The following is a 21,413-nucleotide window of genomic DNA, read 5'->3' as shown; positions in this document are numbered from 1 at the left end:
GGGAGAGCCTCAGCGACGGTGTTGATCGATGGCTTCGAGCAGGATCGCGGCGTCGCGCGCCCCAGCCACGTCGTGGACGCGCAACACGTGTGCGGTTCCGCGTGCGGCAGCGACGGACGCGACAGCCAGCGACCCGGGGTCGCGCGCGGCCAGTTCGCGCCCGCAGAGTTTGCCGATAAACCCCTTGCGCGACACGCCCAAACAGACGGGCCGCCCCAGCGCCGCGACGGCGTTCAGGTTCGCGAGCAGGTCCAGGTTGTGTTCGAGCGCCTTCCCGAAGCCGATACCGGGATCGAGGCACACGGCTTCCGGTGGGATACCGGATTCCCCCAGAACCCGCAACCTCTCTTGGAGGTAGTCCGTCACTTCAGTGACAACGTCCGCGTACTGCGGGTTCAGTTGCATCGTTGCGGGGTCGCCGCGCATGTGCATGACGATCACCCCCGCGCGGAACGCGCTCACGACTTCGATCATGGCCGCGGCGCGGAACCCGGACACGTCGTTGATGATCGCGGCGCCGGCTTCGAGACAAGCTAACGCGACCTCGGACTTCATCGTGTCCACGGAAATCGGCACGCGGGTGCGCGCCGCCAGTTCCCTCACCACGGGAACCACCCGGCGCAGCTCGTCGGCGAGCGCAACCGGGTCCGCGCCGGGCCGCGTGGACTCGCCACCGATGTCGAGGATGTCGGCCCCTTCCGCCACGAGCCGCAGCGCGTGTTCGGTCGCGGCGCTCGCGTCGGCGAACTTCCCGCCGTCGGAAAAACTGTCCGGGGTGACGTTGACGATGCCCATCACCAGCGGGCGCGGGCCGATGTGGAGCGTGCGATCGCGGAGGTGCCAGATGAGAGGGGCCATACCAACGGCTCGGGAAGTCACAAACCATTTGCGGCCCGCGACTTCCCGGCCTCGAATCTCCTGATGACCTACTTGGCCGGCTTCTCGAGTTCGGCCTTGATCGCCTTCGCCAGTTCGGGCGCGTTCGGCTCGACCGTCGGCTTGAACCGCGCGATCACCTTGCCGTCCCGCCCGACCAGGAACTTCTCGAAGTTCCAGCTCACCTGTTCGACCTTGCCGTTGTTCGGGGTGGCTTCGACCAGCGTCTTGTAGAGCGGCACCTGGCCGTCGCCCTTCACGACCACCTTCGACAGCATCGGGAACGTGACCTTGTACTCGGTGCTGCAGAACTTCTTGATCTCTTCGTCCGAACCCGGCTCCTGCTTGCCGAACTCGTTGGCAGGCACGCCGACCAGCACGAAGCCGTCCTTCTCGTACTTTTTGTACAGTTCCTGCAGCCCGGCGTACTGCTTCGTGAGGCCGCACTCGCTGGCGACGTTCACGAACAGCACGACCTTGCCCTTGTACTTCGACAGTTCGAGGTCCTTGCCGTCAATGTCCTTCATCTTGTATTGGAGCGGGCCGGTCACCTTCTTGTCCTCCGCGTGGCCGACGGCCGTGAGGCTCGCGAGAGCGGCCACGGCCGCGACGAACAGCACCTTCATGTTGTGATCCTTCGGATGGGAGCGGGATACGGAAACGGGATGGCACTTCTGTAGATGCCGGAACGGGCCGGGGTATTCACCGGTCCCGGAACGAGTCGGGTTGCTCGGCCCCCGGCCCGACGCTATGGCCGGGGCATGAAACGGTTCATCTTACTCGCGGCGCTCGCACCCCTGACCGGGTGTACCAACGCCCCGGGTGCGGGATTTTTGGACAGTTGCTTCCCGAGCCGGGCGAAGAGCGACGCTCCCCCGCCGGCCCCGGGTCCGCGTCCGGTCGGTGACCCGGTCGGCCCCGGACCGGGTCCGAAGCCCGATAAGGCGCTCCCGCCCCCGGACTTCGGAGCGGACCCGCGCAACAACTAGCGGCGGAACGCGCGGATCGCTTGCAGGCTGTCCTTCGACCGGTACTCCCACACGATCTCGCCCGACGGGTCCACTTCGATCGCGCGACCGGCGGTCCCGTTGTACTCCAGGAACCCGATCAGCGTGTTGCCGTTCGGCAGGCGCTGGCACGACGACGCACTGTTGACGTCGAACTTCCAGCCCTCCTTGCTGGTCTTCAGGTCGTACTCGACCACGCGGTTGCCCTCGCACACCATGATCTTGTCCTCGCCCACCACGTCGATGGACTGGTACTGCTGGACCCGGCCCAGCGTGAGGGGCTTACCGATCTCTTTCCCGTCCTTGGCGCCGAGCCGGTAAATGTTGGGCTGGTTGTTACCGTTGAACTGCGTGACGAACACGATGTCGCCGTTGGGCAGCCGGCGCCCGCCCATGATGTCGTACTGCTGGCGCGAGTACATCCAGACCTGCTTCATGGCCTTGTCGTACTGGACCACCTGGTTGCGGCACACCACGACCATCCCGCCGTCCGCGAGCAGGTCGATCGTGAGCGGCTGGCTGACGCTCGTGCTCTTCACGATGCGCCCGGTGCTGTCGCGCTCGGTGACCCGGCTCCCGTTCTGCTCGGCGATCAGGTAGTTCCCGTTGGGCAGCTTCTTCACGTCCGACGGCCAGCTCAACTGGTTGACGCCGACCGCGCCCATCTTCACCTTCACCTTCTCGTCCGGCCCCAGCGTGATGAGCTGGCAGCGGCCGGAGTTCGGGTCGAACTCGATGATGTCCGTGTGCCCCGTGATCCGCGGGGTGAACGCGAATTTCACGAGATCGAACTCGGCGCCCTTCTTCTCCCACCACGCGGCCCACGCAGCTTTGGCCTTCGCCAGCGACTCTTCCGACTTGCCGAACCGGGCGCCGGGCTTGTCCGCGCCGGCCACCTGGAGGAGGAACTCTTCGAGCTGCCAGATGCGGCCGCGCGGCAACTTGGGGATCAGGTCGATCAGCGCGGGCACGAACTCCTTTTCGCGGCTCGTGAGGAGCAGCGCCCACATCCCGCGGAACTTGGCGTCCACGTCGGGCTCCTTCGCCACGGCCGCTTTCACGAGCGGGAACGCATCTTTAATGCGGATGCGCTCCGTGGTCGGGCCGCCCTCAATGAGCGCGACGTAGGCCGCGGACCGGCGCAGGACCGACTTGTCGTCGAGCGCCTTGATGAGTGCGGGTTCGGCCTTGCCGTCCGCGACGGCCAGCGCGACCAGCGCGGCCCCGATCTCCTCGGCCACTTCGTCCGAGTCGGCCATCGGGAGGAACCCGATCAGGGCGGCCGCGGCCCCGCTCGGCTTCAGCTTCGCGAGCGTGCGGGCGGCGGCCGCGGCGACCGCGGCGTGCGGCACCTTCTCCATGCGCTTGAGCGCCTGCCGCGCCCGGTACGCGATTTCGGGGTCCGTGTTCTTTTCGGCGGTCTTCAGCGGCCCGATCGCCGCGGACCCGAACTTCTCGACCTCTTCGGTCGCCTTCACCCGCTCCTCGTAATCGTCGCCCCCGAACCGCGCGATGACCTCGCCGATCTTGCTCTGGTCCGCGTCGGTGAGCGTGCGCAGTTTCAGGTAGTCGATGAGCGGCCCCGCCTCGGTCGCGGACAGCCCGGCTTCCTTGAGCGCGCCCTCGTCGGTCAGTTGTGCGTTGGCGGCGGTTGTGCCGCCTACGGGCGGGCGGGCCGGGCGCTTGATCGGCACCGGTATCGGGTCGTCCCCAAAAACCGGAACCAGCAGCAGCGCAACGAGCGGCAGCGCGACGACGAACAACATCCCGTGGCGACGCATAGCGATCTCCGGGGGTGGACGGGGAACGACGCTTTAACTAATCTACGCACTCACCCGGATGAGGGGAACGTGTTTTCCGGCACGTGCGAAGCGCGACCCGAACGAGAAACGAAAAGTAGACTTGCCCGCAGCGGAACGCGGGGTAAAATCTGAGTGACGCGGGATTGGTATATCGGTTGTGCCCAGCCTTCCCAAGGCTGTGAGACGAGTTCGACTCTCGTATCCCGCTCTTTTAAATCTCTGAAAGATCAAGACTTACAACACGTCTCGTTACTGTCATTTTGCGGACAAATCTGCGAACAAATTCGGGAAGAACCTCAAGAATCTCGGTACACTTCGCCACCCCAAACCAACTCCGTTAGTCGCGGTTCCCCCTTCACAACATCACCTGTCGACACCTGCCACCGCTAAATCTGAGGTCGTTCGAGTCGAACCGGGCCGGTTCGACGGACCCGCCGGCGAAAACGTCCTCGATCTCCTTATCGGGATACCCTTCTTGGTCACTGCTCGACCGTCTCTTCCGCCCGCTGGTCGCGGCCCGAACCGTTGACAACGACCGCCGCCCGGACTGCCGAACAACCTTCGACTATCTTATCCCCGGTCGAATACGGTGCCGGTGCGGGCGGAGACGGTCAGCATGGAGAAGGTGAACCTGCGGGACAAGTTGGCCCTGTTCTCGGACCACTGGAGTCCGAAAGTAGTCGGCGACTTGAACGGCCAACACGTCAAACTGGTGAAGTTTCGGGGCGAGTTCGTCTGGCACCACCACGACCACGAGGACGAGTTGTTCCTGGTTGTCCGCGGCCGGTTCCGCATGGAGTTCCGGGACCGCCACGTCTGGCTGGAGGAGGGCGAGTTCCTGATCGTCCCGAGGGGCGTCGAACACCGACCGGTGGCCGAGGACGAAGTTCACGTCCTGCTGTTCGAGCCGGCTACGACGCTGAACACGGGTGACGTGCGGGACGTGCGGACGGTGGACCGGCCCGACCGCATCTGACACACGGAGGGGATCGCGCTCCCGCTATACCACGACCCGCACGTGACTTTTCGGACCGAAGGAGGGTGACGCATGACGAACGACGCTCGTGCCGCTCGCACTGTTCGTGTGGCGGTCGTGCAGTCGGCCCCGGTGCTGTTCGACACGCCCCGGACGCTCGATAAACTCGCCGACCTGACGGCCGACGCCGCCCGGAAGAAGGCCGAACTCGTTGTGTTCCCGGAGGCGTTCGTCGGCGGCTACCCGAAGGGGTACGACTTCGGGGTCAGCCTCGGCGTGCGGACGCCCGAGGGTCGGGACGACTTCCGCCGCTACTTCGAGAGCGCCATTGATGTGCCGGGACCGGCAACCGAGCGGATCGGCTCCATTGCCAGGCAGCACGCCACGTACCTTGTCGTCGGGGTGATCGAGCGGAAGGGCGGCACTCTGTACTGCTCGGCGCTCACGTTCGGACCCGACGGCGCTCTCCTCGGCACGCACCGGAAGCTGGTGCCAACGGCACTGGAGCGGGTGGTCTGGGGGACCGGAGACGGGTCCACCCTGCCTGTCATTGATACACCGCTGGGTAAGGTCGGGTCGGTCATCTGCTGGGAAAACTACATGCCCCTGCTGCGGACCGCGATGTACGCCAAAGGTGTGGAACTGTACTGTGCGATCACCGTGGACGACCGGGAGACGTGGGTGCCCACGGTGCGGCACATCGCCCTTGAAGGTCGGTGCTTCGTCCTGTCGGCGTGTCAGGTGTTGCGGCGAACCGACCTGCCGCCCGGCTACCCGACCGGGCGGTTCCCGGCCGACCAGGACTGGCTGATTCGGGGCGGCAGTTGTGTCGTCGGCCCGCTCGGGCAACTGCTCGCCGGACCAGTGTACGGCGAGGAGGCGGTGCTGGTCGCCGACCTGGACCGGGCCGACCTCGTGCGCGCCAAGTTCGACTTCGACGTGGTGGGCCACTACGCCCGGCCGGACGTGTTCCGGCTGACCGTCAACGAAACTGCGATGAAGCCGGTGACGTTCACGACCGATGCCGCCGCGCTGAGCCACGGGGCGACCCCACCCCCGCTCACACTGCTCGAAGTGGCCGGGCGGTTCGCCGTCTGCAAGCTGCCGCCCGGTTCGGCGGCCCCGGCCTGGGCGACGGCGGGTGACGTGTTCAACCTCAGCCGGACGGCCGACGAGTTATCGGTGGTGTGTCGGCAGGAACTGGTCCCCGAGGGTACGCACTGTGATCGCGGATGGCGGTGCCTCCGTGTGGCCGGGGCAATGCCGTTCACCCTCGTCGGCGTGCTGGCGTCACTCACCGCGCCGATCGCGAGGGCCGGGATCGGAGTGTTCGCGTTCTCGACGTTCGACACGGACTACTTGCTGGTGAAGGCCGAGCGGTTCCCGGAGGCAGTCGCCGCCCTACGAGCAGCCGGACATACAGTGGAGCTGTTGAGCACATGACTCCCGAACAAGTCGCCGCCAGCTACGACCAGATCGCCGACCAGTGGCTCGACGTCTCGACCTACGGGTTCGCCCAGATCGAGCGGGCCGTCGGTTTCGTGAAGCATAGGGGCGCCGCCCTCGATGTGGGGTGCGGCACGGGGCGGTTGATGGGGCTGTTGGGCGGGCACGGGTTCCGCACGGACGGCCTCGACGTGTCCCCGGCGATGCTCGCCCTCGCCCGGGACCGCCACCCCGACGCCCGGCTGTTCCACGCCGACATTTGCGGGTGGGAACTGCCTCGGTCATATGACCTGATCGTGGCGTGGGACAGCGTGTGGCACGTCCCGCTGGCCGAGCAGGAAGCGGTTCTGACGAAGCTGTGCCGGGGGCTGTCTGCGAGCGGGGTGCTCGTCTTCACGATGGGCGGGACGGACACACCGGACGAGAAGCAGAACTCGTACATGGGACCGCCCATGTACCACGCCACGCTCGGCGTCCCCAAGACCCTGCGAGTCCTCGCCGAAGCGGGCTGCGTCTGCCGCCACCTGGAATACGACCAGTACCCCGAGGGCCACGTCTATCTCATTGCTCAGAAGTTGGGGAACGACGCCCCGCCGGTGGATGACCGGGTTCGACTCCGCCCGGTCGAGTCGGGCGACCTGCCCCGGATGTACGACCTGCAGCTCGACCCGGACTCGAACCGGATGGCGGCCACGATTCCTCGAACCCGGGAGGCGTTCGACTCACATTGGGCGAAGTCCCTGGACGACCCGAACATCACCGCCCGGGCGATCCTCGTCGGTGGAGAGTTCATCGGGATCATCTCGTGCTTCCCAATGGACGGCGAGGATCACGTCGGGTACTGGATCGACCGGGCGCATTGGGGAAAGGGAGTTGCAAGCCGGGCGTTGCACCTGCTGCTGGACGGGGTCACGAAACGGCCGCTCGTTGCCACCGCCGCCACGAGTAACGAGGCGTCCCTTCGAGTCCTCCAGAAGTGCGGGTTCGTTGTCACACAGGTCCGGCGCGACCCGGCCACCGACCGCTACCCCGAGTGCGAGGTCGCCGTTCATGTGCTGAGGTAGGCGGACCGGGCGAACGGCCAAAGTGGTACCGGTCCACCCCGACTACGTGGTAAGCTGACCGAACGACCATCGACCAACGATAAACGACATTACCCAGAGTTCCGGCGCGGTCATTTCGGAGAGACTTGGATGGGCAACGCATGGATTCTCCACCTCGTCATATTAACGCTGGTCTCCTCGTTCATCGGCGCGATCGTCCTTCGTGCCTCGCTCCGCGCTGCGAACGTCATGATCCGGGGCGGGCGCCGGCGCGTGGCCGCGGTCCCGCTCCCGTCTCTCGATTGGTCGATCACCCTCCTGATGATCGCGAACGTGCTCAACTTCGTAATCAACTGGGGCGTGACACAGTTCGTCACCGACCTCGCCTTCATCAACCCGGCTGACATAATCGACACGGCGTTCGCCAGCGCGCTGGTTTCGTTGCCGTTCAACGTGCTGGTTCTCGTACTGGTGCTGATGGGTGGGTTACCGACTACTTTTCCTCGGGCCTGCCTGATCGTGCTGTTTCAAGTGCTGTTCAGTGTTATTTTTGGCGTCGTGGCCGTCGCACTCGCTCTCGGAGTTGTGTTTTTGGCTTGGTCGCTGGGTGTGGGCGGCGGTCCGAACGCGGTCAAAGATCTCGCTCAGAATCCGGTCGTGATCGCGGGAATCATCGCGGGTGTCGTCCTGACCGGGATCGGCCTCGCCGTCGGTTTGGCTCAACTGGAAGAACGCGGCGACCGGAACACCCGCGCGCCGAGGGGCGCCGAGCCGACCCGCGCACAAGCAGTCCCTGTCGCGCCCGCGCGAGTACACCTCGCCCCGGAGACCGGGTCCGAACCCGATCGCGGCCAGACACAACCAGTCACGGTGCTCATGCTCCTGGCGATGGTGTTCGGGATGCTGATTTTCGGCTTGACGAAATTCCGATCGTAGACGTCACCGCGGCACCACAACGGTGCCCGTTCGTTGTCATTACAAGCTATTGCCACGTGACGAACGTGTTTCCGGTTCGTCTTGCTCTAATTTTCCCTTCCGGCGTATCCTCCGTAATCCGAAATTCTTCCCGGTCACGGAGGGCCGCGCGATGTCCGATACTGCTCACGCCCCGACACCCGCACCCACTTCACACTCGACGCCCGCGAAGTCGGGTTCGAGCGGCTGGCTCAAGGCCGCGCTCCTCGGTTTCCTCGGTCTCGGGGGCGGCGCAGCCGGGACCTACGCGACCGCGGTCGTTGATCGCGTGGTGAAGCCGACCAAACCGGTCGCGAACTTCGCCGTCAACCCCGACGGGTTGACCCTGGCCTGCGACAACCGCGCCAGCGGCGAGAGCGGCTGGTGGGACTTCGGCGACGGCACCCCCCTCGAACCCTACGCCGCCGACCAGCACGTTTCGCACACGTATGCCAAACCGGGCAGTTACACGGTCAAGCTCACGGTCCGCAACTACCTGGGCGACGAGAACGAGCGCACGGTTCCGATCGACGTAGCCGCGGCGACACAAAATGGCCCTCCACCGAGCATTAACGCATTCGCGGTGCAGCCCGTGTCCGGTACGACCGCACCGGCAACGTTCCGCCTCACCGCCGACGTTGCCAATGCGAGTACATGTGTGTGGGACTTTGGCGAAAACGGCGTAGAAGTGACCGCGGGGGGCAAAATCGACCGACTCGTGACGTTCGAGAAGTCGGGCACATTCCCCATTTCGCTCGTTGCGCACAACGGGAAACAGGCCGCGAAGCAATCCGGGTCCGCGACGGTCGAAAAACCGCGCGAGGGCACGACGATGGCCGTCCTGAAAGTGACCGACTCCGGGACCAAAGTGGACCGCGCCACGACGGTCGAATCGGTCGCGGTCCCGGTTCCCGGCGACAAGGGCGCGACCACGTTCACCAAGTACATCGCGGCCCGGCCCGGGCACAGTATCACGGAAGCGGCGCTCGGCACCTCCCCGGCCAGCGCGAAGAACGTCAAAGTGGAAGTGGCCCCGGACAAGCGCGCGGTGAAGGTAACCGGCGAATGGGCCGGTGACACCAAGGCGACGAACAAGGCCGCAGGCGGGTCCGACGCGCTCGTCCGCGTGAAGGTGACCCAGGAACGCACGACGCCGCTCCCCGCGAGTGTGACGATGGTGACGGGTACGTTCGCGATGGTCGGCCAAACGATCCGCGCCGACCTGCCCCTCCCGCCCGCGCCGCTCGGGCTCAGCGGGAGTAAGCGCGAATACCAGCTCGAAATTCGCAGCGTCCGCGACGGCAAACCGGCCACGCTGCTGCAAGCACCTCAAGCCGGCAAAAAGCCGCTCAGTTTCCCCTGGTCGGAAACGCAGCAAGGGCCGGGATATAGCGCGAAGCTCGAAGGCGAAACGGTGGTCGTCACTTGGGTGACGACGAAGTAACTGACCGAACGAGATTGCCGCCCGTGCGCCTACTTTTGTGGCACGGGCGATCGCAGGGCTCACGCACTATATTCGGCGTTGATGCCTTGTAGCACTTTGAGCAAGTAATCGTCGTCCCACCCGGCCCTCATGCGCCGGGTTTGAATGCTGCCCTTGGTCCCGGCGCACTTGAGCAGCGACACCGCGACGCGACGGAGCATCCCCAGGTTGGCACCCGCGTGGCCGGCCCGGGCGCGGCTCTCGTCTTCTCGGAACGACACATCGAGCACCCAGTGGAGCCCGTTCTCGATGCCCCAGTGATTGCGGATGTAACCGGCCAACACGTCCGCGCCCACGTGCAGACTCGTCAGGTAGTAGTGGGCGGTGCTTTCGGCCCGCGCCCCGCTCACCGACCGCTCCCGGCACACCAATGCCACCGCCCCGACATCGGTCCACCCGTCCGGCAACCCATCCGGGGCCTGGACCACCGTCACATACCGCTCCTCGTCGCGCCCGTGCCCCGCACTCACCTCCGAGGCCATGTCACACCCGGCGAACTCGGCCTCACCGGCCCGCGCGAACACATCCGCCACTGCGTCCCGCAACCCCTTCTGGTTCCCCTTCACGCACACCAGGTAATCCCCGCCCTGCTCGCGGATCTGGGCCACCGTCGCCTTCTGACACCCGGCCGCGTCGATGGTCACCAACGCCCCGGCCAGGTCCAGCGCCCCCAGTAGGTCCGGGATCGTGGTGATCTCGTGTCCGCCCTCGGGCACCGACCGCATCCCCAGGATCAACCGGTTCTCGACCGCCCACGCCTCGACCAAGTGCAGGCACCCGGTGAACGTGCCCGTGGGTGAGTGCCGGGCGCTCTTGCCGTCGATGGCCACCTGAACCAGTCCGGTGGCTTCACACGCCGAAGCCATCCACCGCCCGAACCGGTCGGCGAACGCATCCGGGTCGAGCTTGGCGAACACCCGACCGAACGTGTCGTGACTCGGGATCCCGTTGGGTAGTTCGAGGAACCGCCCGAAGAACTCCTCCTTGGCCTCGCCGTAGGCGGCGATCTGCTCCCACCCGTCGGCCCCGGCGATGATCGCGCACGTTGCGATGGTCAGGATGTCGGTCAACAGGTGCAGCTTGTTCTCGGTATCACGGCGCGGGTCCGGTACGTCGGCAAGCACAGTAGCGAGCGGCAACGGCATCGGGCATCCTCCTGATGACCTCGGTGTAGCCGTAAGCCCTCACCACGTCACGAGTTCATAGTGCGTGCACCCTGCGGGCGATCGTGTGGAAGCGGCACTCCGTTTAGCCAGCCGGTCGGCGGACGCCTTCGCCTCCTGCGCCAGGCGCATTTCAGAAGGCCCCGCCGCGAGTACATCGAGCAACTTCCGGGCATCCGCGGTCCCGATGGCTTCGAGCGCTTCCACCGCTCGTATCTCGCGAAGCGTTTCCACGGACGGTTCCGCGCCGTCGATTCGAGCCAGTAGTGCGTTCAGCCGCTGCCGAGCTTCTGGAGACGGGTTGCCGGCCAGCGCCTTTCGGAGCGAATGGGCCACACGATCCCCGAGAGCCGTCAGTTCCTTCGTGGCTCGCTCACGAACCGCGAACGTTTCGTTGTCCAGATCCCCGATCAGGCGCTCAATCGGTTTGGGGTCCGCGTTCGACGCGGTCCGGAGCCGTTCGGCCAGAAACGGCGCTCCACTTTGGGGCGAAAGAACCAACCGGCCCAGCGCCGCGAACCCTTTTGCCGCGTCGCCCGCGAGATCCTTCCAGTCCGCTTCGAGTTCGGTTGCAGACCGCTCGACCGGTGCCCGCACCCGACCCGTGATCCGGCCCACGTCCCAGACATCGCCAGTTTTGTTGAGCCCGCCCGCTACCAGTGACCGCCCGTCAGGAGAAAACGCAACGGACAGTACCCAACCACCTTTGGTCGGATCGACCTCCTGACCGAAACGGCCGAGTTCCTTGCCCGAGGGCAGATCCCAGAGGCGCACGGTGCCGTCCATGCTTCCCGTTGCGAGTGTCCGACCATCGGGCGAGAAGGCAAAATCACAGATCGCGTCCTTGTGCCCGGTCAGTTTGGCGCGATCCCGCCCCGTCGCGGTGTCCCGCAAGATAATATTCTTGTCACTCGAATGAACGAGAGTACGCCCGTCGGTCGACAGAGCCACGTGCTGACCGAGGCGCCCCACCACCTGCCCGTTCATAGGGGACGGGTGCTCCTTCCCGGTCGCCACGTCCCAAACGCGGACGACGTCCGGCATGATGGTGAGCCGTGTAATTCCGTCTCCCCGCTGAGGGGTGGGCGGGTGCCCGGTGGAGAGGAGCGTCTTGCCGTCGGGCGCGAACGTGAGCGATTCGATACGCAATTGCTTCTCGCCGCCGTGAATTTCGCGGACCAACTTGCCGGTAGCGGTCTCGTAGAACCCGACGTGTTGATAGCCCCCGCACGCGATCAGTTTTCCGTCCGGTGAAATCGCGACGCTGCCGGTTTCGGCCGGGAGCGATCGTACTTTTTCGCCGGTGCGCTGATCCCAGACCACCACGACCCACTTGTCTTGTGATTCCCGCACCGAAGTCACAATAAGCGTGCCGTCTGGCGAAAAGGCAATGTGGCCGAACTCGTTGTTACCCTTCGTGGCGGGGAACTCCAATTTGCGCGTTTCCTTCCCCGTCGTCGCGTCCCAGAGGCGTGCCGTGCCGTCCCACGCAGCGGTGGCGATCCACCGACCATCGGGAGAGAATGCGACCGATGTCACGCGGTCCGTGTGGCCCGCCAGCACCTGTGCCGGCTTCGGTTCTCCTTCGGCTGGTTCGGGCGGCTTCGCACCAGCAGGCGCGGGTGTTGCAGGCACCGCGGGCGGAGGGCCGAACCCGGCTGCCACAACGCTGGCAATCAGCCCAACCGTCACCGCGACGACAGCGAGAATCAACTTGGTACTCAATGCGGTCATGTCCGTTGCTCCTTTCGCGAGCCACAGAACGGCGGGCGACGCATTGGCCCGCGTGAGATTCAACACGTGCCCCACCACACCCGGTGGAACGGCACCCGCGACTGAAGCGATCCCCAGCGCGGCCAGTCCGGGCACGACGCCGCGCTCGGTGAGCCGGGCGACCAACCGCTTCTTCGCGCGAGCAACGTGCCCGGCGACCGCGCCCGGTGTGGACCCGAGCCGGCGCGCGGTTTCGGCCTGGGTTAATCCTTCCAACACGCACAAAATAAACGCCGTGCGATCGGCTTCGGGTAGGGCGGCCACCTCCCGGTGGACGGCCGCCATCGTGTTCTCCCAATCGTCTGGCAGTGACGGCGCAGCCGGCTCGGGCGCGGCCGCGTCCCGCTCGTGAGTCCGTCGGCGCCCGGCGGCCCGGCGCGCGGCGAGCGAAACCCGCAGGGCCACGCCGTGAAGCCACGAAGCCAAAACCGTCCCGTCACGGACGGAGGAGCGGAGGAGAACCAGAAACGTCGCTTGAAATGCGTCCTCGGCGTCGGCCTCTCCGAGCAGGTGCCGACACACGCCCCACACCAGCGGCCCGTGCCGCGAGAGCAGTTCGGCAGTCGCAGTTTGATCGTCCCGGATCAGCGCCAGCAACTCGGCGTCGGGGCGCACGTCCCCGACCGTGCGCTGGATGATCGAATGTAAGCCGTGGTCCACAGCGCCTCCCTCTCGCGTCGCCCTCGATATAGTTGCCGGCCGGCGCCCGGTTCTGCGCGCGGAAAACACGATTCCCCGGATCGTGACCCGTTGCGGGTGCCTCCCCGCACGCGGCGCGGGTGGGCCGCTTCGTTCGGCCCACTATAATCAAGTGCGTTACTTCGCAGTGGAGCACGCATATGGCCGACGAACTCCGCCCGCTCTCCCTCAAGCGCGAGGGCGACGGGCTGAAGATCGAATGGAGCGACGGCGCAACGACGACCGCGTCGTGGAAGACGCTCCGCGCGAAGTGCCCGTGCGCCACGTGCAACGAGGAGCGCGGGAAGCCGGTCGACCCGTTCCGCATCCTGTCGCCGCAAGAGGTCGCGGCCGGCGCACCGGTCCCCGTCGCGATGACGCCCGTCGGCCACTATGCCTACCAGATCAAGTGGAACGACGGCCACGATACGGGCATTTACCCGCTCACCTTACTTCGCGAATTGAGCGAACGCTCGGCGTAAGTTGGTCGGAGAACACCCGCGAATTGCGGAACACCGACCCGTGCCGACCGTTCGCCCGGAGATAATTCATGAACCCGCAGATGCCCCCGAAAGTCTCGTTGCCCGGTGTGAAGCAAGTCATCGCGGTCGCGAGCGGTAAGGGCGGCGTGGGCAAGTCCACCGTCGCGGCGAACCTCGCGATGGCGCTGCACATGTCCGGCAAAGCGGTCGGGCTGATGGACGCGGACATCTACGGCCCGTCGGTGCCGATCATGTTCGGCCTCGGAATGGTCGATCCGAAAACGACCGCGTTCCCGATCGAGAGGTACGGCATCCGGTTGATGAGCATGGGGTTCCTCGTCGACGTGAACCAGGCCGTGATCTGGCGCGGCCCGAAGGTCGCGCAAGCGGTGCAATCGTTCCTCACGCAGATCGATTGGGGCCAACTCGACTACCTCATCATCGACCTGCCGCCGGGCACCGGTGACGCGCAACTGACGCTCAGCCAAAGTGCCCCACTGACGGGCGCGGTGGTGGTCACGACACCGGGTGAGGTGAGCCTCATCGACGCGCGCAAGGGCGTGAAAATGTTCGGCGAGGTGCGCGTGCCGATCCTCGGCATCGTCGAGAACATGAGCTACTTCGAGGACGCGGCCGGGAACAAGACCCCGATCTTCGGCGTGGGCGGCGGATCGAAGCTCGCGGAGGAAAGCGGCGTCCCGTTCCTGGGCGAACTCCCGATCGACCCGCGCGTCGCGCAGTGCGGCGATCACGGCGAACCGATCGTGCGGAAGTACCCGGATTCGGCCGTCGCGAAGGCGTACCTGGCGCTCGCAAGGACCGTCGCGGACGTGGCGAATAAACCGGCCGCCCCCGCGCTGCCGCACGTCCAGTTGTAAGCGCTGCGATGAAGAGGACAGAGGACAGAGGACAGAGGACAGAGGACAGAGGACAGAGGACAGAGGACAGAGGACAGAGGACAGAGATCAGAAGGCAGAGATCAGAAGGCAGAAGACAGAGAACCGGGCGCCTGAGTTTTGTAGCCCCGGATGGGGCGACCGATTGTAGCCAGGGGTGGAGCGAGCAACGCGAGCGCAACCCCTGGAACCGGGCACAAAAAAGAACCAGCCCCGTAGGGGCGACAGCGCCTCTAGTTGGTGCTGCCGCCCCTACGGGGCTGGTTCTTTTCGCGTTGGTTCGCTCGTTCGGGTTGGTGCGAGCCCGCCAGGGGTGAAGCGCAGCGCAACCCCTGGCTACGATCGGTCGCCCCATCCGGGGCTACAAAATAACGCGATCTGTCTTCTGTCTTCTGTCCTCTGTCCTCTGTCCTCTTTTGTGCCCTTTGTGCGTTTTTGTGGCCAATCTGTCTTCCGCCTTTGATCCGTGTGATCTGCGTTTATCTGCGGCGGCTTCTGTTTTCTGCTGCCTCACACCTCGGCCCGCACCGTTTTGCGGAAGACGGTATCTTCGCGGTACATCCACTCGCCGCGCTTGAGGAGCCTGTCCCGCACGTCGTCGGGCAGTTCCGGGTTCTGGAGTGCATCGAGGTTTTCTTCCAAATACTCCAGCGTCGATGGTGCAGTAAAGCACGCCGACACGCCGGGTGTGTTCAGCGTGTACCGGAAGCAATCGCTCGGCCGGAACGACGGGTCGAGTAGCCGTCCGTAACACGTGTTGTTGAAGGTGAAGATCGACGTCCCGCGTTCGCGCGCGAACGGGAGCACTTCGGTTTCCGCTTTGCGGTGGGCGGCACTGTGGCGCACCATCACCGGGTTCCAGCCCTCAATGATCGCGTCGCGGGCGATGCCCCGGTTGTGCGTCGAGAGCCCGAACATTTGTACCAAGCCGTCCCGTTTGAGCGATTCAAGTTCTTCGCGCACGTCCGGCGTGATGCGCTGCCACGACTGAGTCCAGAAGATCAGGAAGATACTCAGGCGCTCCAATTTCATGTTGCGCAGGGCACGCTCCACGTCCTTGCGGATCTTCGCCGGGTCCGCCTCGAAGGTGCCCACCAACATGTGAACCTCGCGTCGGTCACTCGGCGAGAGCCGCGTCACGAACCGCGTGAGCGTTGCGTAGTTCGGCTCCCAGAAGAACAGGTTCACCCCTCGCTCCGCCGCCCGCACGTAACCCTCCACCGGCAAGCCGTAATGCCCCGACACCCCGAGCGGCGACACGATCGGCCCATCGGGTCCGATTTGTCGCGGTCGCACGAGTGCGATTCGTGGAAGTTCAAGCGGTTCCGCTGGCGCACGCGGTGTTGCGGGAAGCTTCCACGGCGTTTCGGGCGCGAGTTTCCACACCGGTACGCGACACATCTTCGCGGCACGCGACAGCACGAACCAGGACGTTTCGCGGGTGGGATTCTCGACCAATTCCTTCGCGCGGTCAGACGTTAGTGCTGCGGCCCGCGCGTGCGGGTGATCGGGCGCGAACAGTGAGGGAGCGATGGTGTTCGAGTCGGGGAGATCGGGTTTTAGGCGCTCCAACTCGGCTCGAACGTCCTCCACTGGGAACGCTTCGCCGGCTTGCGCGGCGGCCCACGACTTTGCCGTGATTGAGGAGTAACCCGGAAGCGTTTCGAGTAGGGGAGGTAATGTTGGTGGGCGGCAAAGAATGAATTTCGCGACCTCCTCGATACGATCGAGTTCGATCCCGCGCGTGAGCGCTTCGAGTACGGGGGCGGTATCCTCACGCGGGTCGCCGAGCAAGCCGATCGCGCCCTCCCACTGCTCGGGGGTACCATCCTCACGGAGCGCGAGAATCACCCACGCACGCACGCGCTCGTCGGGGTGATTTATGAGGCGCACGAGGACGTTGAGTGCCTCGCGCCGACCACTGCGGCCGAGTAGTTCCAGGTTGCGTGCCAGCACCGCGGGGTCCCAGTCCCAGAACGGGCACCACGATTGCGGGTCGTTCGCGGTTCGCTCCGCGGGCGCGTTCCCGGTCCAGCGGTAGAACAGGTAATCGCGGAGCCGGGCGGAGTGTGGAGCTGGCGTAAGTAGCAGCTCCAACACGTTGTCGCGCGCGGTGAGATCGCGCCCCCATTCTTCGAGCCACTGCCCGAGTGCGTAGCGAACCCGCCAGTGTGGGTCGTTTGACGCCGGGGCCAGTAGCTCGCGCGGTGCGCCCTCCGCAAGCGCGTTGACGGCGGCCCGGCGCACTTGCCAAAACGGGTCCGTCGTGAGCAACTGAAACAGATCCGTGGCTGTGCCCGGTACCATCTTCCGCCGAACCATCTCACCCGTCGCCAGGATGCGGATACTCGGATGTGGGCTACGCAATGCGCGTGCGAGCGCATTGCGCGTGAGTGGCGATTCGTCGTGTTCGAGGCTACGAATCGCGGCGCTCGCGGCGCTCGCGCTCGTTTCGCGGTTCAGCAGTAGTTCGACAAGCCCTTCCCGTTCGGCCACCTCCACCGTGCCGCGAAACGATTCGGCGGCGCCGGTATTCAGATCCGGGTCGAGGAGGACGTAGGTGCGGGCCAGGGGGTGGTCGTTCGGAACGCGCATCGGTGCTTGTGATATTGCGGGGAGTGGGCTACCTTCTATGCACTTATCGAGGGTACGAAGAGGATTTGCAATGTCCGCTCCACGATCCGCCCCGGCGTGGCTGCTCTTGCCGCTACCCGCGAACGCGGACACCGACGCCGGCCTGATCGCTACCGTCGAGCAATACTGCGCCACGTTACCCGAAGCGTTCAAGAAACTCCACGACGCACTCGATCACGTTCGGGCGCTCGCGAGCTACGAGCCGGCCGTGAACCGCGCGAACGTGTTGATCTGGGAGCACCTCGAAGCGCTCCTCAGTGCCACCGAAAAGAAGGCGCGACTGGAACTCATCCGCTACGCCCGCGACCACTTTCCCGAGCGCGCCTGTTCCCGCGTCCTGCGGCGCTTCGCAAAAGACCCGGACATGGAAGTGCGCCGGGTCGTGGCCCGCGCCGTGCGCAAAGCGAAAATCGAAGAGGTCGCGATCCCCGCACAAAAGGACGGTGACTGGAACCCGACGGGGTGGCTCCTCCCGAGCGAGGGGTTGAAGATCACCCGGCACAAGCCCGGCACGCGCACCCAGGAACGGAGCGGGGTTCCGATCCTCGGCAAACTCAAGGACGTGCGAAAGCTACTGAACATCAAGTCGCCGAACCAGCTCGGGTTCTTCCTGCTCGCGAGCGATCACAAGAACGGCCCGTACACCACACACACGATCCCCAAACGCGACGGCTCCGAACGAAAGATTTGTGCTCCCAAGAAACAGTTGAAGTGGGTGCAGAAGCAGATTTTGAAGCACATTCTGAGTAAGGTTCCGCCGCACCCGGCCGCGCACGGCTTCGTTAACGGGCGCTCCACCGTGAGCAATGCCACGCCCCACGTCGGCGCGGAACTGATCGTAAAATTCGACCTCAAGGACTTCTTCCCCACGATCCACTACTTCCGCGTGATGGGGCTGTTTGCAAGTTTCGGCTATCAAGTCGACAACTGCATGTTTGGTACGAAGGACGACGCCAAGCAGATCGCCCCCGTACTCGCACGGTTGTGCTGTTACACGCCCGACCCCACCCAATGGGGCACCGCGACACTCCCGCAAGGCGCGCCGACCTCCCCTGCGATCTCGAACCTCGTCTGTCGGCGGCTCGACGCGCGCCTCATGGGGCTCGCGAAAGCCAATAAGGGCACGTTCACGCGCTACGCGGACGACCTCACCTTTTCGTTCCCGAAGGCCGAGGGGATGAACTTGGGCCGGTTCCGCTGGTGGGTCGATCAGGTGTGCCAGCGAGAAGGGTTCGTGGTGAACCAGGAGAAGTTCCGCGTCATCCGCGATTCTCAGCGCCAAGTTGTCACCGGAATCGTGGTGAACGACGCCCTTCGAGTGCCCCGGGAGCTCCGGCGCGAGTTACGCGCGATCCTCCACAATTGCACAACGCACGACATCGAATCGCAGGCGAAACGGCACCCGAAGTTCAACGGCAACGTGCCCGCGTTCACGCAATATCTGCGTGGAATCGCGGCTTATCTGAACATGGTGCAACCCGAACACGGTGGTGCCCTGCTCCGCCGCGTTAACGAACTGCTCGGCGGACCTATTGAGGGCGCGGACGAAACACCGGATGTGAAAGCGGGTGACGAATGAACCCCGACGACGAAGACGAAACCCCGCGCGCGGATGATGGCACGCGGTTCCCGTCCACGAAGGCCATCGGCGAACTGGAAGCTCTCACCAAGAAGAAAGCGACCGCGGCCCGCGCACTGGCAGCGTGGAAGATCGTCACGGCCGCGTCCACCAATTCCGACGCGCACGCGGTCATGGACTTCGCCCGCGACCACGAGCTGGTGCTCCCGTGCGAGCACACCGACCCCACCACGCGCGCGAACTTGAGCTGGGTGAACCCGATCGACGGCTCCCAGATGATCTGGATACCCGCGGGCAAATTCACTTACGGCACGGGGAGCGAATCCGCCTACTGCGCCGGGTTCTCGCTCGCGCGGTGGCCCGTCACCAACGAGCAGTACGCACAATTCATCGCCGAGACCGGCTACGAACCCGACCCGACGCACCCGGACTACGATGCGTACCTCTCGAACTGGAGCAGCACCGGCCCGCCGAAGGGTAAGGACAAGCACCCGGTCACGTTCGTGTCACTGTTCGATGCGTTCGCGTACTGCAAATGGGCCGGACTGGTGATACCGACGGAGTGGATGTGGGAGAAGGCCGCACGCGGAACCGACGGGCGCCTGTGCCCGTGGGGTCAGGGCATAAGCGGGAGCAAGAAACTCGCCCACGTCGAAGCCGCCTCCACGTGCGCGGTGGGGAAGTTCTCGCACGTCCGCTCCCCTTACGGGTGCGAAGATTTAACCGGGAACGTCTCGGAGTGGTGCCAGCCCGCAGCGCCGAAAGCCGCGATCGGTGATTTCCCACCGCTGGAGCCGATCGTCTCTATTCCCGGTTCTGGTGAGACGGTGGAGACCGTTGTCCGCGGCGCGTGCTACATGCGCACGTCGGCGGAATCGATGAAGAGCACCCACCGCCGGAACCTGTCCGTTGCCCGGCGCAACCAGTGGGTCGGCTTCCGGCCCGCGTGCGTGCTCCCCGTGCGCCCTGCGGTGTGATGCCTGGTGAACCCCGCCCGCAAGGGCGGCGGGTAATTCGAGCAACTGTGGCCCCCAAGCAAATGCACGATCGAGTTGCACCCACCGCCCTTGCGGGTTGCCCCGGCCGCCCTCACAGGCTGCACCCACCGCCCTTGCGGGCGGGGTTCACCGAGCTACCTGTCGCCGGAATCGAGGCCAATACCCTCGCAGGCTGCACCCACCGCCCTTGCGGGCGGGGTTCACCAAACCACTACCCGTGGCCGGAATCGGGGCCAACAACTCGGTTTTCGGGTCACTTCCCTTCGATGCAGTACAGGCACTTTTCGCCCCGCAGGAACAACTGCTTGCCGACCGCAACGGGTGTGGCATCAATGGGTTCGTTGAGTTTGTTCACCGATAGCACGTCCAGTGTATCGCCCGCCTTGAGGACGACCGTGGTTCCGCTGCGGTCAACGAAATACACGCGCCCCGCGGCGGTGATCGGCGACGCATAGAAGCTCTTCGCGGACGGGAGTTGCTCCTTCTCGATGACGGCCTTCCCGGTTTTTGCGTCGATTACAGTAAGCAAAGCGTCGTTCGCTTGCGTGAAGTAAAGTGAATCTCCGACGAGCACGGGCGACGGCACGTAGGGCGTTCCGGCCGGGTAGCGCCAGTTCACTTTGCCCTTCGCGCCGAGATCGCCGGTGGAGCCGAGCGGCACCGAGAGGGCCATCGCGCCGCGGTACCCGCTCACGCAGATGATCGAATCGCCGAACCGAATCGGGGACGGGATCGGGTTCACGGTCATGCCCCCGCACTCCCAGATGACCCCACCAGTAGCGAGGTCGTAGCTGCGGACGCGCGTCGTGCCGTTCGTAATGACCTGCGACTTGCCACCGTGCTCCACGACGACGGGCGTGGACCACGTGGTCTTCTCGTCGCGATTGATGACCCACTTCGTTTTGCCGGTCGCCGTGTCGAGGCGGTACAGTTTGGAATCGACCTCCTGATCGAAATTCAGGAGCAGCGCGTCCCCGTGAACGACCGGCGAAACGGCCTCGCCCCACCCGAGCCGCGTGTGCATGCGCCCCAAGTCCGTGCGCGCCCACTTCACGGTGCCGTCGAAGTCCAGACAGTACGTTCCGAACGACCCGAACGACACGTACAGGAACTTGCCGTCGGTGGTCGGCGACCCGGCCGCGTAGGAGTGGCTCGCGTGGTGCCCCTCGTGCGGCACCATCTCGGCAACCACCTGCTCCCAGCGCTTTTTCCCGCTGGTGCGATCGAAGCACAGCACGACGAACTTGTGAAAGTGCGTCGGCGGATCGGTCTTCACGTCGAAGCGCGGGTCCGGCTTCGGCATCTCTTCGGGCTTCGCCTTGCGGTCCGTCTTGATCGAGGTCAGAACAAACACGCGGTCGCCCCACACGATCGGCGTGGCCGACCCGCGCCCGGTCAGCTCCGCCTTCCACGCGACATTGGTCTTCGCGTCCCACTTGGTGGGCGGATCGGCCTTCGGCGCGGAGCCGTCCGCGTTCGGCCCGCGCCACTGGTGCCAGTTCTGTTCCTTCTCCTTCTCGAAATCCGCAGCGCGCGCGGCCGGGACCGACAGAACCAGGGCGATGGCAGCGAAACGATACACGTGAACCTCCGGGTTGGAGTCGGCGCAACGTAGTGGGAGTG

Annotated in this window: 17 protein-coding genes, 1 tRNA gene and 1 pseudogene; 12 read left to right on the top strand and 7 right to left on the bottom strand. The window is 65.2% G+C overall.

Features of this window, described 5'->3' with window-relative positions:
* Positions 1-9: 9 nt before the first annotated feature.
* Both folP and J8F10_RS02720 read right to left on the bottom strand, forming a co-directional pair.
* Positions 10-858 carry a dihydropteroate synthase gene (gene folP, locus J8F10_RS02725; protein ID WP_210652351.1) on the bottom strand — a complete coding sequence of 283 codons (849 nt, stop codon included), beginning with the start codon at positions 856-858 and terminating at the stop codon, positions 10-12.
* Between the two features lie 68 nt (positions 859-926).
* Complete coding sequence (locus J8F10_RS02720; RefSeq protein ID WP_210652350.1) at positions 927-1,502, bottom strand: glutathione peroxidase; 576 nt, start codon at positions 1,500-1,502, stop codon at positions 927-929.
* A gap of 135 nt (positions 1,503-1,637) precedes the next feature.
* On the opposite strand from J8F10_RS02720, the gene J8F10_RS02715 reads away from it, so the two are divergent.
* Positions 1,638-1,865, top strand: a complete 228-nt coding sequence (locus J8F10_RS02715; RefSeq protein ID WP_210652349.1) for a hypothetical protein — start codon at positions 1,638-1,640, stop codon at positions 1,863-1,865.
* Here the strand turns inward: J8F10_RS02715 and J8F10_RS02710 are convergent.
* Positions 1,862-3,664 carry an outer membrane protein assembly factor BamB family protein gene (locus J8F10_RS02710; RefSeq protein WP_210652348.1) on the bottom strand — a complete coding sequence of 601 codons (1,803 nt, stop codon included), beginning with the start codon at positions 3,662-3,664 and terminating at the stop codon, positions 1,862-1,864. The genes J8F10_RS02715 and J8F10_RS02710 overlap by 4 nt on opposite strands.
* A gap of 158 nt (positions 3,665-3,822) precedes the next feature.
* Here J8F10_RS02710 and J8F10_RS02705 point away from each other — a divergent pair.
* From J8F10_RS02705 to J8F10_RS02675, 7 genes and pseudogenes are all read left to right on the top strand, one after another.
* Positions 3,823-3,893, top strand: a tRNA-Gly gene (locus J8F10_RS02705).
* A 408-nt stretch (positions 3,894-4,301) separates the two neighbouring features.
* Positions 4,302-4,661: a cupin domain-containing protein gene (locus J8F10_RS02700; RefSeq protein ID WP_210652347.1), complete on the top strand. Its 360-nt coding sequence runs from the start codon at positions 4,302-4,304 to the stop codon at positions 4,659-4,661.
* Between the two features lie 72 nt (positions 4,662-4,733).
* A pseudogene (locus tag J8F10_RS02695) lies at positions 4,734-5,684 on the top strand (nitrilase-related carbon-nitrogen hydrolase); the annotation flags it as partial.
* Entirely contained in the window at positions 5,658-6,104 is a 447-nt protein-coding gene (locus J8F10_RS40540) for an ACT domain-containing protein (protein WP_210661718.1), read from the top strand. The pseudogene J8F10_RS02695 and the gene J8F10_RS40540, both read left to right, overlap by 27 nt.
* Complete coding sequence (locus tag J8F10_RS02685) at positions 6,101-7,171, top strand: GNAT family N-acetyltransferase (RefSeq protein WP_210652346.1); 1,071 nt, start codon at positions 6,101-6,103, stop codon at positions 7,169-7,171. The genes J8F10_RS40540 and J8F10_RS02685 overlap by 4 nt, the downstream gene beginning before the upstream one ends.
* Positions 7,172-7,300: 129 nt before the next feature.
* On the top strand, positions 7,301-8,086 hold the full coding sequence (locus J8F10_RS02680; RefSeq protein WP_210652345.1) for a hypothetical protein: 786 nt from the start codon (positions 7,301-7,303) through the stop codon (positions 8,084-8,086).
* Positions 8,087-8,237: 151 nt separating this feature from the next.
* Positions 8,238-9,548 carry a PKD domain-containing protein gene (locus J8F10_RS02675; RefSeq protein ID WP_210652344.1) on the top strand — a complete coding sequence of 437 codons (1,311 nt, stop codon included), beginning with the start codon at positions 8,238-8,240 and terminating at the stop codon, positions 9,546-9,548.
* A gap of 59 nt (positions 9,549-9,607) precedes the next feature.
* Here the strand turns inward: J8F10_RS02675 and J8F10_RS02670 are convergent, their stop codons facing one another.
* Together J8F10_RS02670 and J8F10_RS02665 are read right to left on the bottom strand one after the other, a co-directional pair.
* A complete protein-coding gene (locus J8F10_RS02670) occupies positions 9,608-10,732 on the bottom strand; it encodes an ISAs1 family transposase (protein WP_210652343.1) in 1,125 nt (374 codons plus the stop codon).
* A 39-nt stretch (positions 10,733-10,771) separates the two neighbouring features.
* A complete protein-coding gene (locus J8F10_RS02665; RefSeq protein WP_210652342.1) occupies positions 10,772-13,183 on the bottom strand; it encodes a sigma-70 family RNA polymerase sigma factor in 2,412 nt (803 codons plus the stop codon).
* A 179-nt stretch (positions 13,184-13,362) separates the two neighbouring features.
* Here J8F10_RS02665 and J8F10_RS02660 point away from each other — a divergent pair, with 179 nt between their 5' ends.
* Together J8F10_RS02660 and J8F10_RS02655 are read left to right on the top strand one after the other, a co-directional pair.
* Positions 13,363-13,683, top strand: a complete 321-nt coding sequence (locus tag J8F10_RS02660) for a DUF971 domain-containing protein (protein ID WP_210652341.1) — start codon at positions 13,363-13,365, stop codon at positions 13,681-13,683.
* A 68-nt stretch (positions 13,684-13,751) separates the two neighbouring features.
* On the top strand, positions 13,752-14,561 hold the full coding sequence (locus J8F10_RS02655) for an Mrp/NBP35 family ATP-binding protein (protein WP_210652340.1): 810 nt from the start codon (positions 13,752-13,754) through the stop codon (positions 14,559-14,561).
* A gap of 528 nt (positions 14,562-15,089) precedes the next feature.
* Here J8F10_RS02655 and J8F10_RS02650 read toward each other — a convergent pair.
* Positions 15,090-17,174, bottom strand: a complete 2,085-nt coding sequence (locus tag J8F10_RS02650; RefSeq protein ID WP_210652339.1) for a HEAT repeat domain-containing protein — start codon at positions 17,172-17,174, stop codon at positions 15,090-15,092.
* Between the two features lie 70 nt (positions 17,175-17,244).
* Between J8F10_RS02650 and J8F10_RS02645 the strand changes: the two genes are divergently transcribed.
* Both J8F10_RS02645 and J8F10_RS02640 read left to right on the top strand, forming a co-directional pair.
* A complete protein-coding gene (locus J8F10_RS02645) occupies positions 17,245-18,792 on the top strand; it encodes a reverse transcriptase family protein (RefSeq protein WP_210652338.1) in 1,548 nt (515 codons plus the stop codon).
* A complete protein-coding gene (locus J8F10_RS02640; RefSeq protein ID WP_210652337.1) occupies positions 18,789-19,769 on the top strand; it encodes a formylglycine-generating enzyme family protein in 981 nt (326 codons plus the stop codon). Before J8F10_RS02645 ends, J8F10_RS02640 begins: the two co-directional genes overlap by 4 nt.
* A 274-nt stretch (positions 19,770-20,043) precedes the next feature.
* Here the strand turns inward: J8F10_RS02640 and J8F10_RS02635 are convergent, their stop codons facing one another.
* A complete protein-coding gene (locus J8F10_RS02635) occupies positions 20,044-21,372 on the bottom strand; it encodes an outer membrane protein assembly factor BamB family protein (protein ID WP_210652336.1) in 1,329 nt (442 codons plus the stop codon).
* Positions 21,373-21,413: the final 41 nt, after the last annotated feature.

The organism is Gemmata palustris (genome assembly GCF_017939745.1).
Lineage (GTDB): Bacteria > Planctomycetota > Planctomycetia > Gemmatales > Gemmataceae > Gemmata > Gemmata palustris.
Note: the sequence above shows the minus strand (reverse complement) of the source record. Positions and strands in the feature narration are given on the sequence as shown.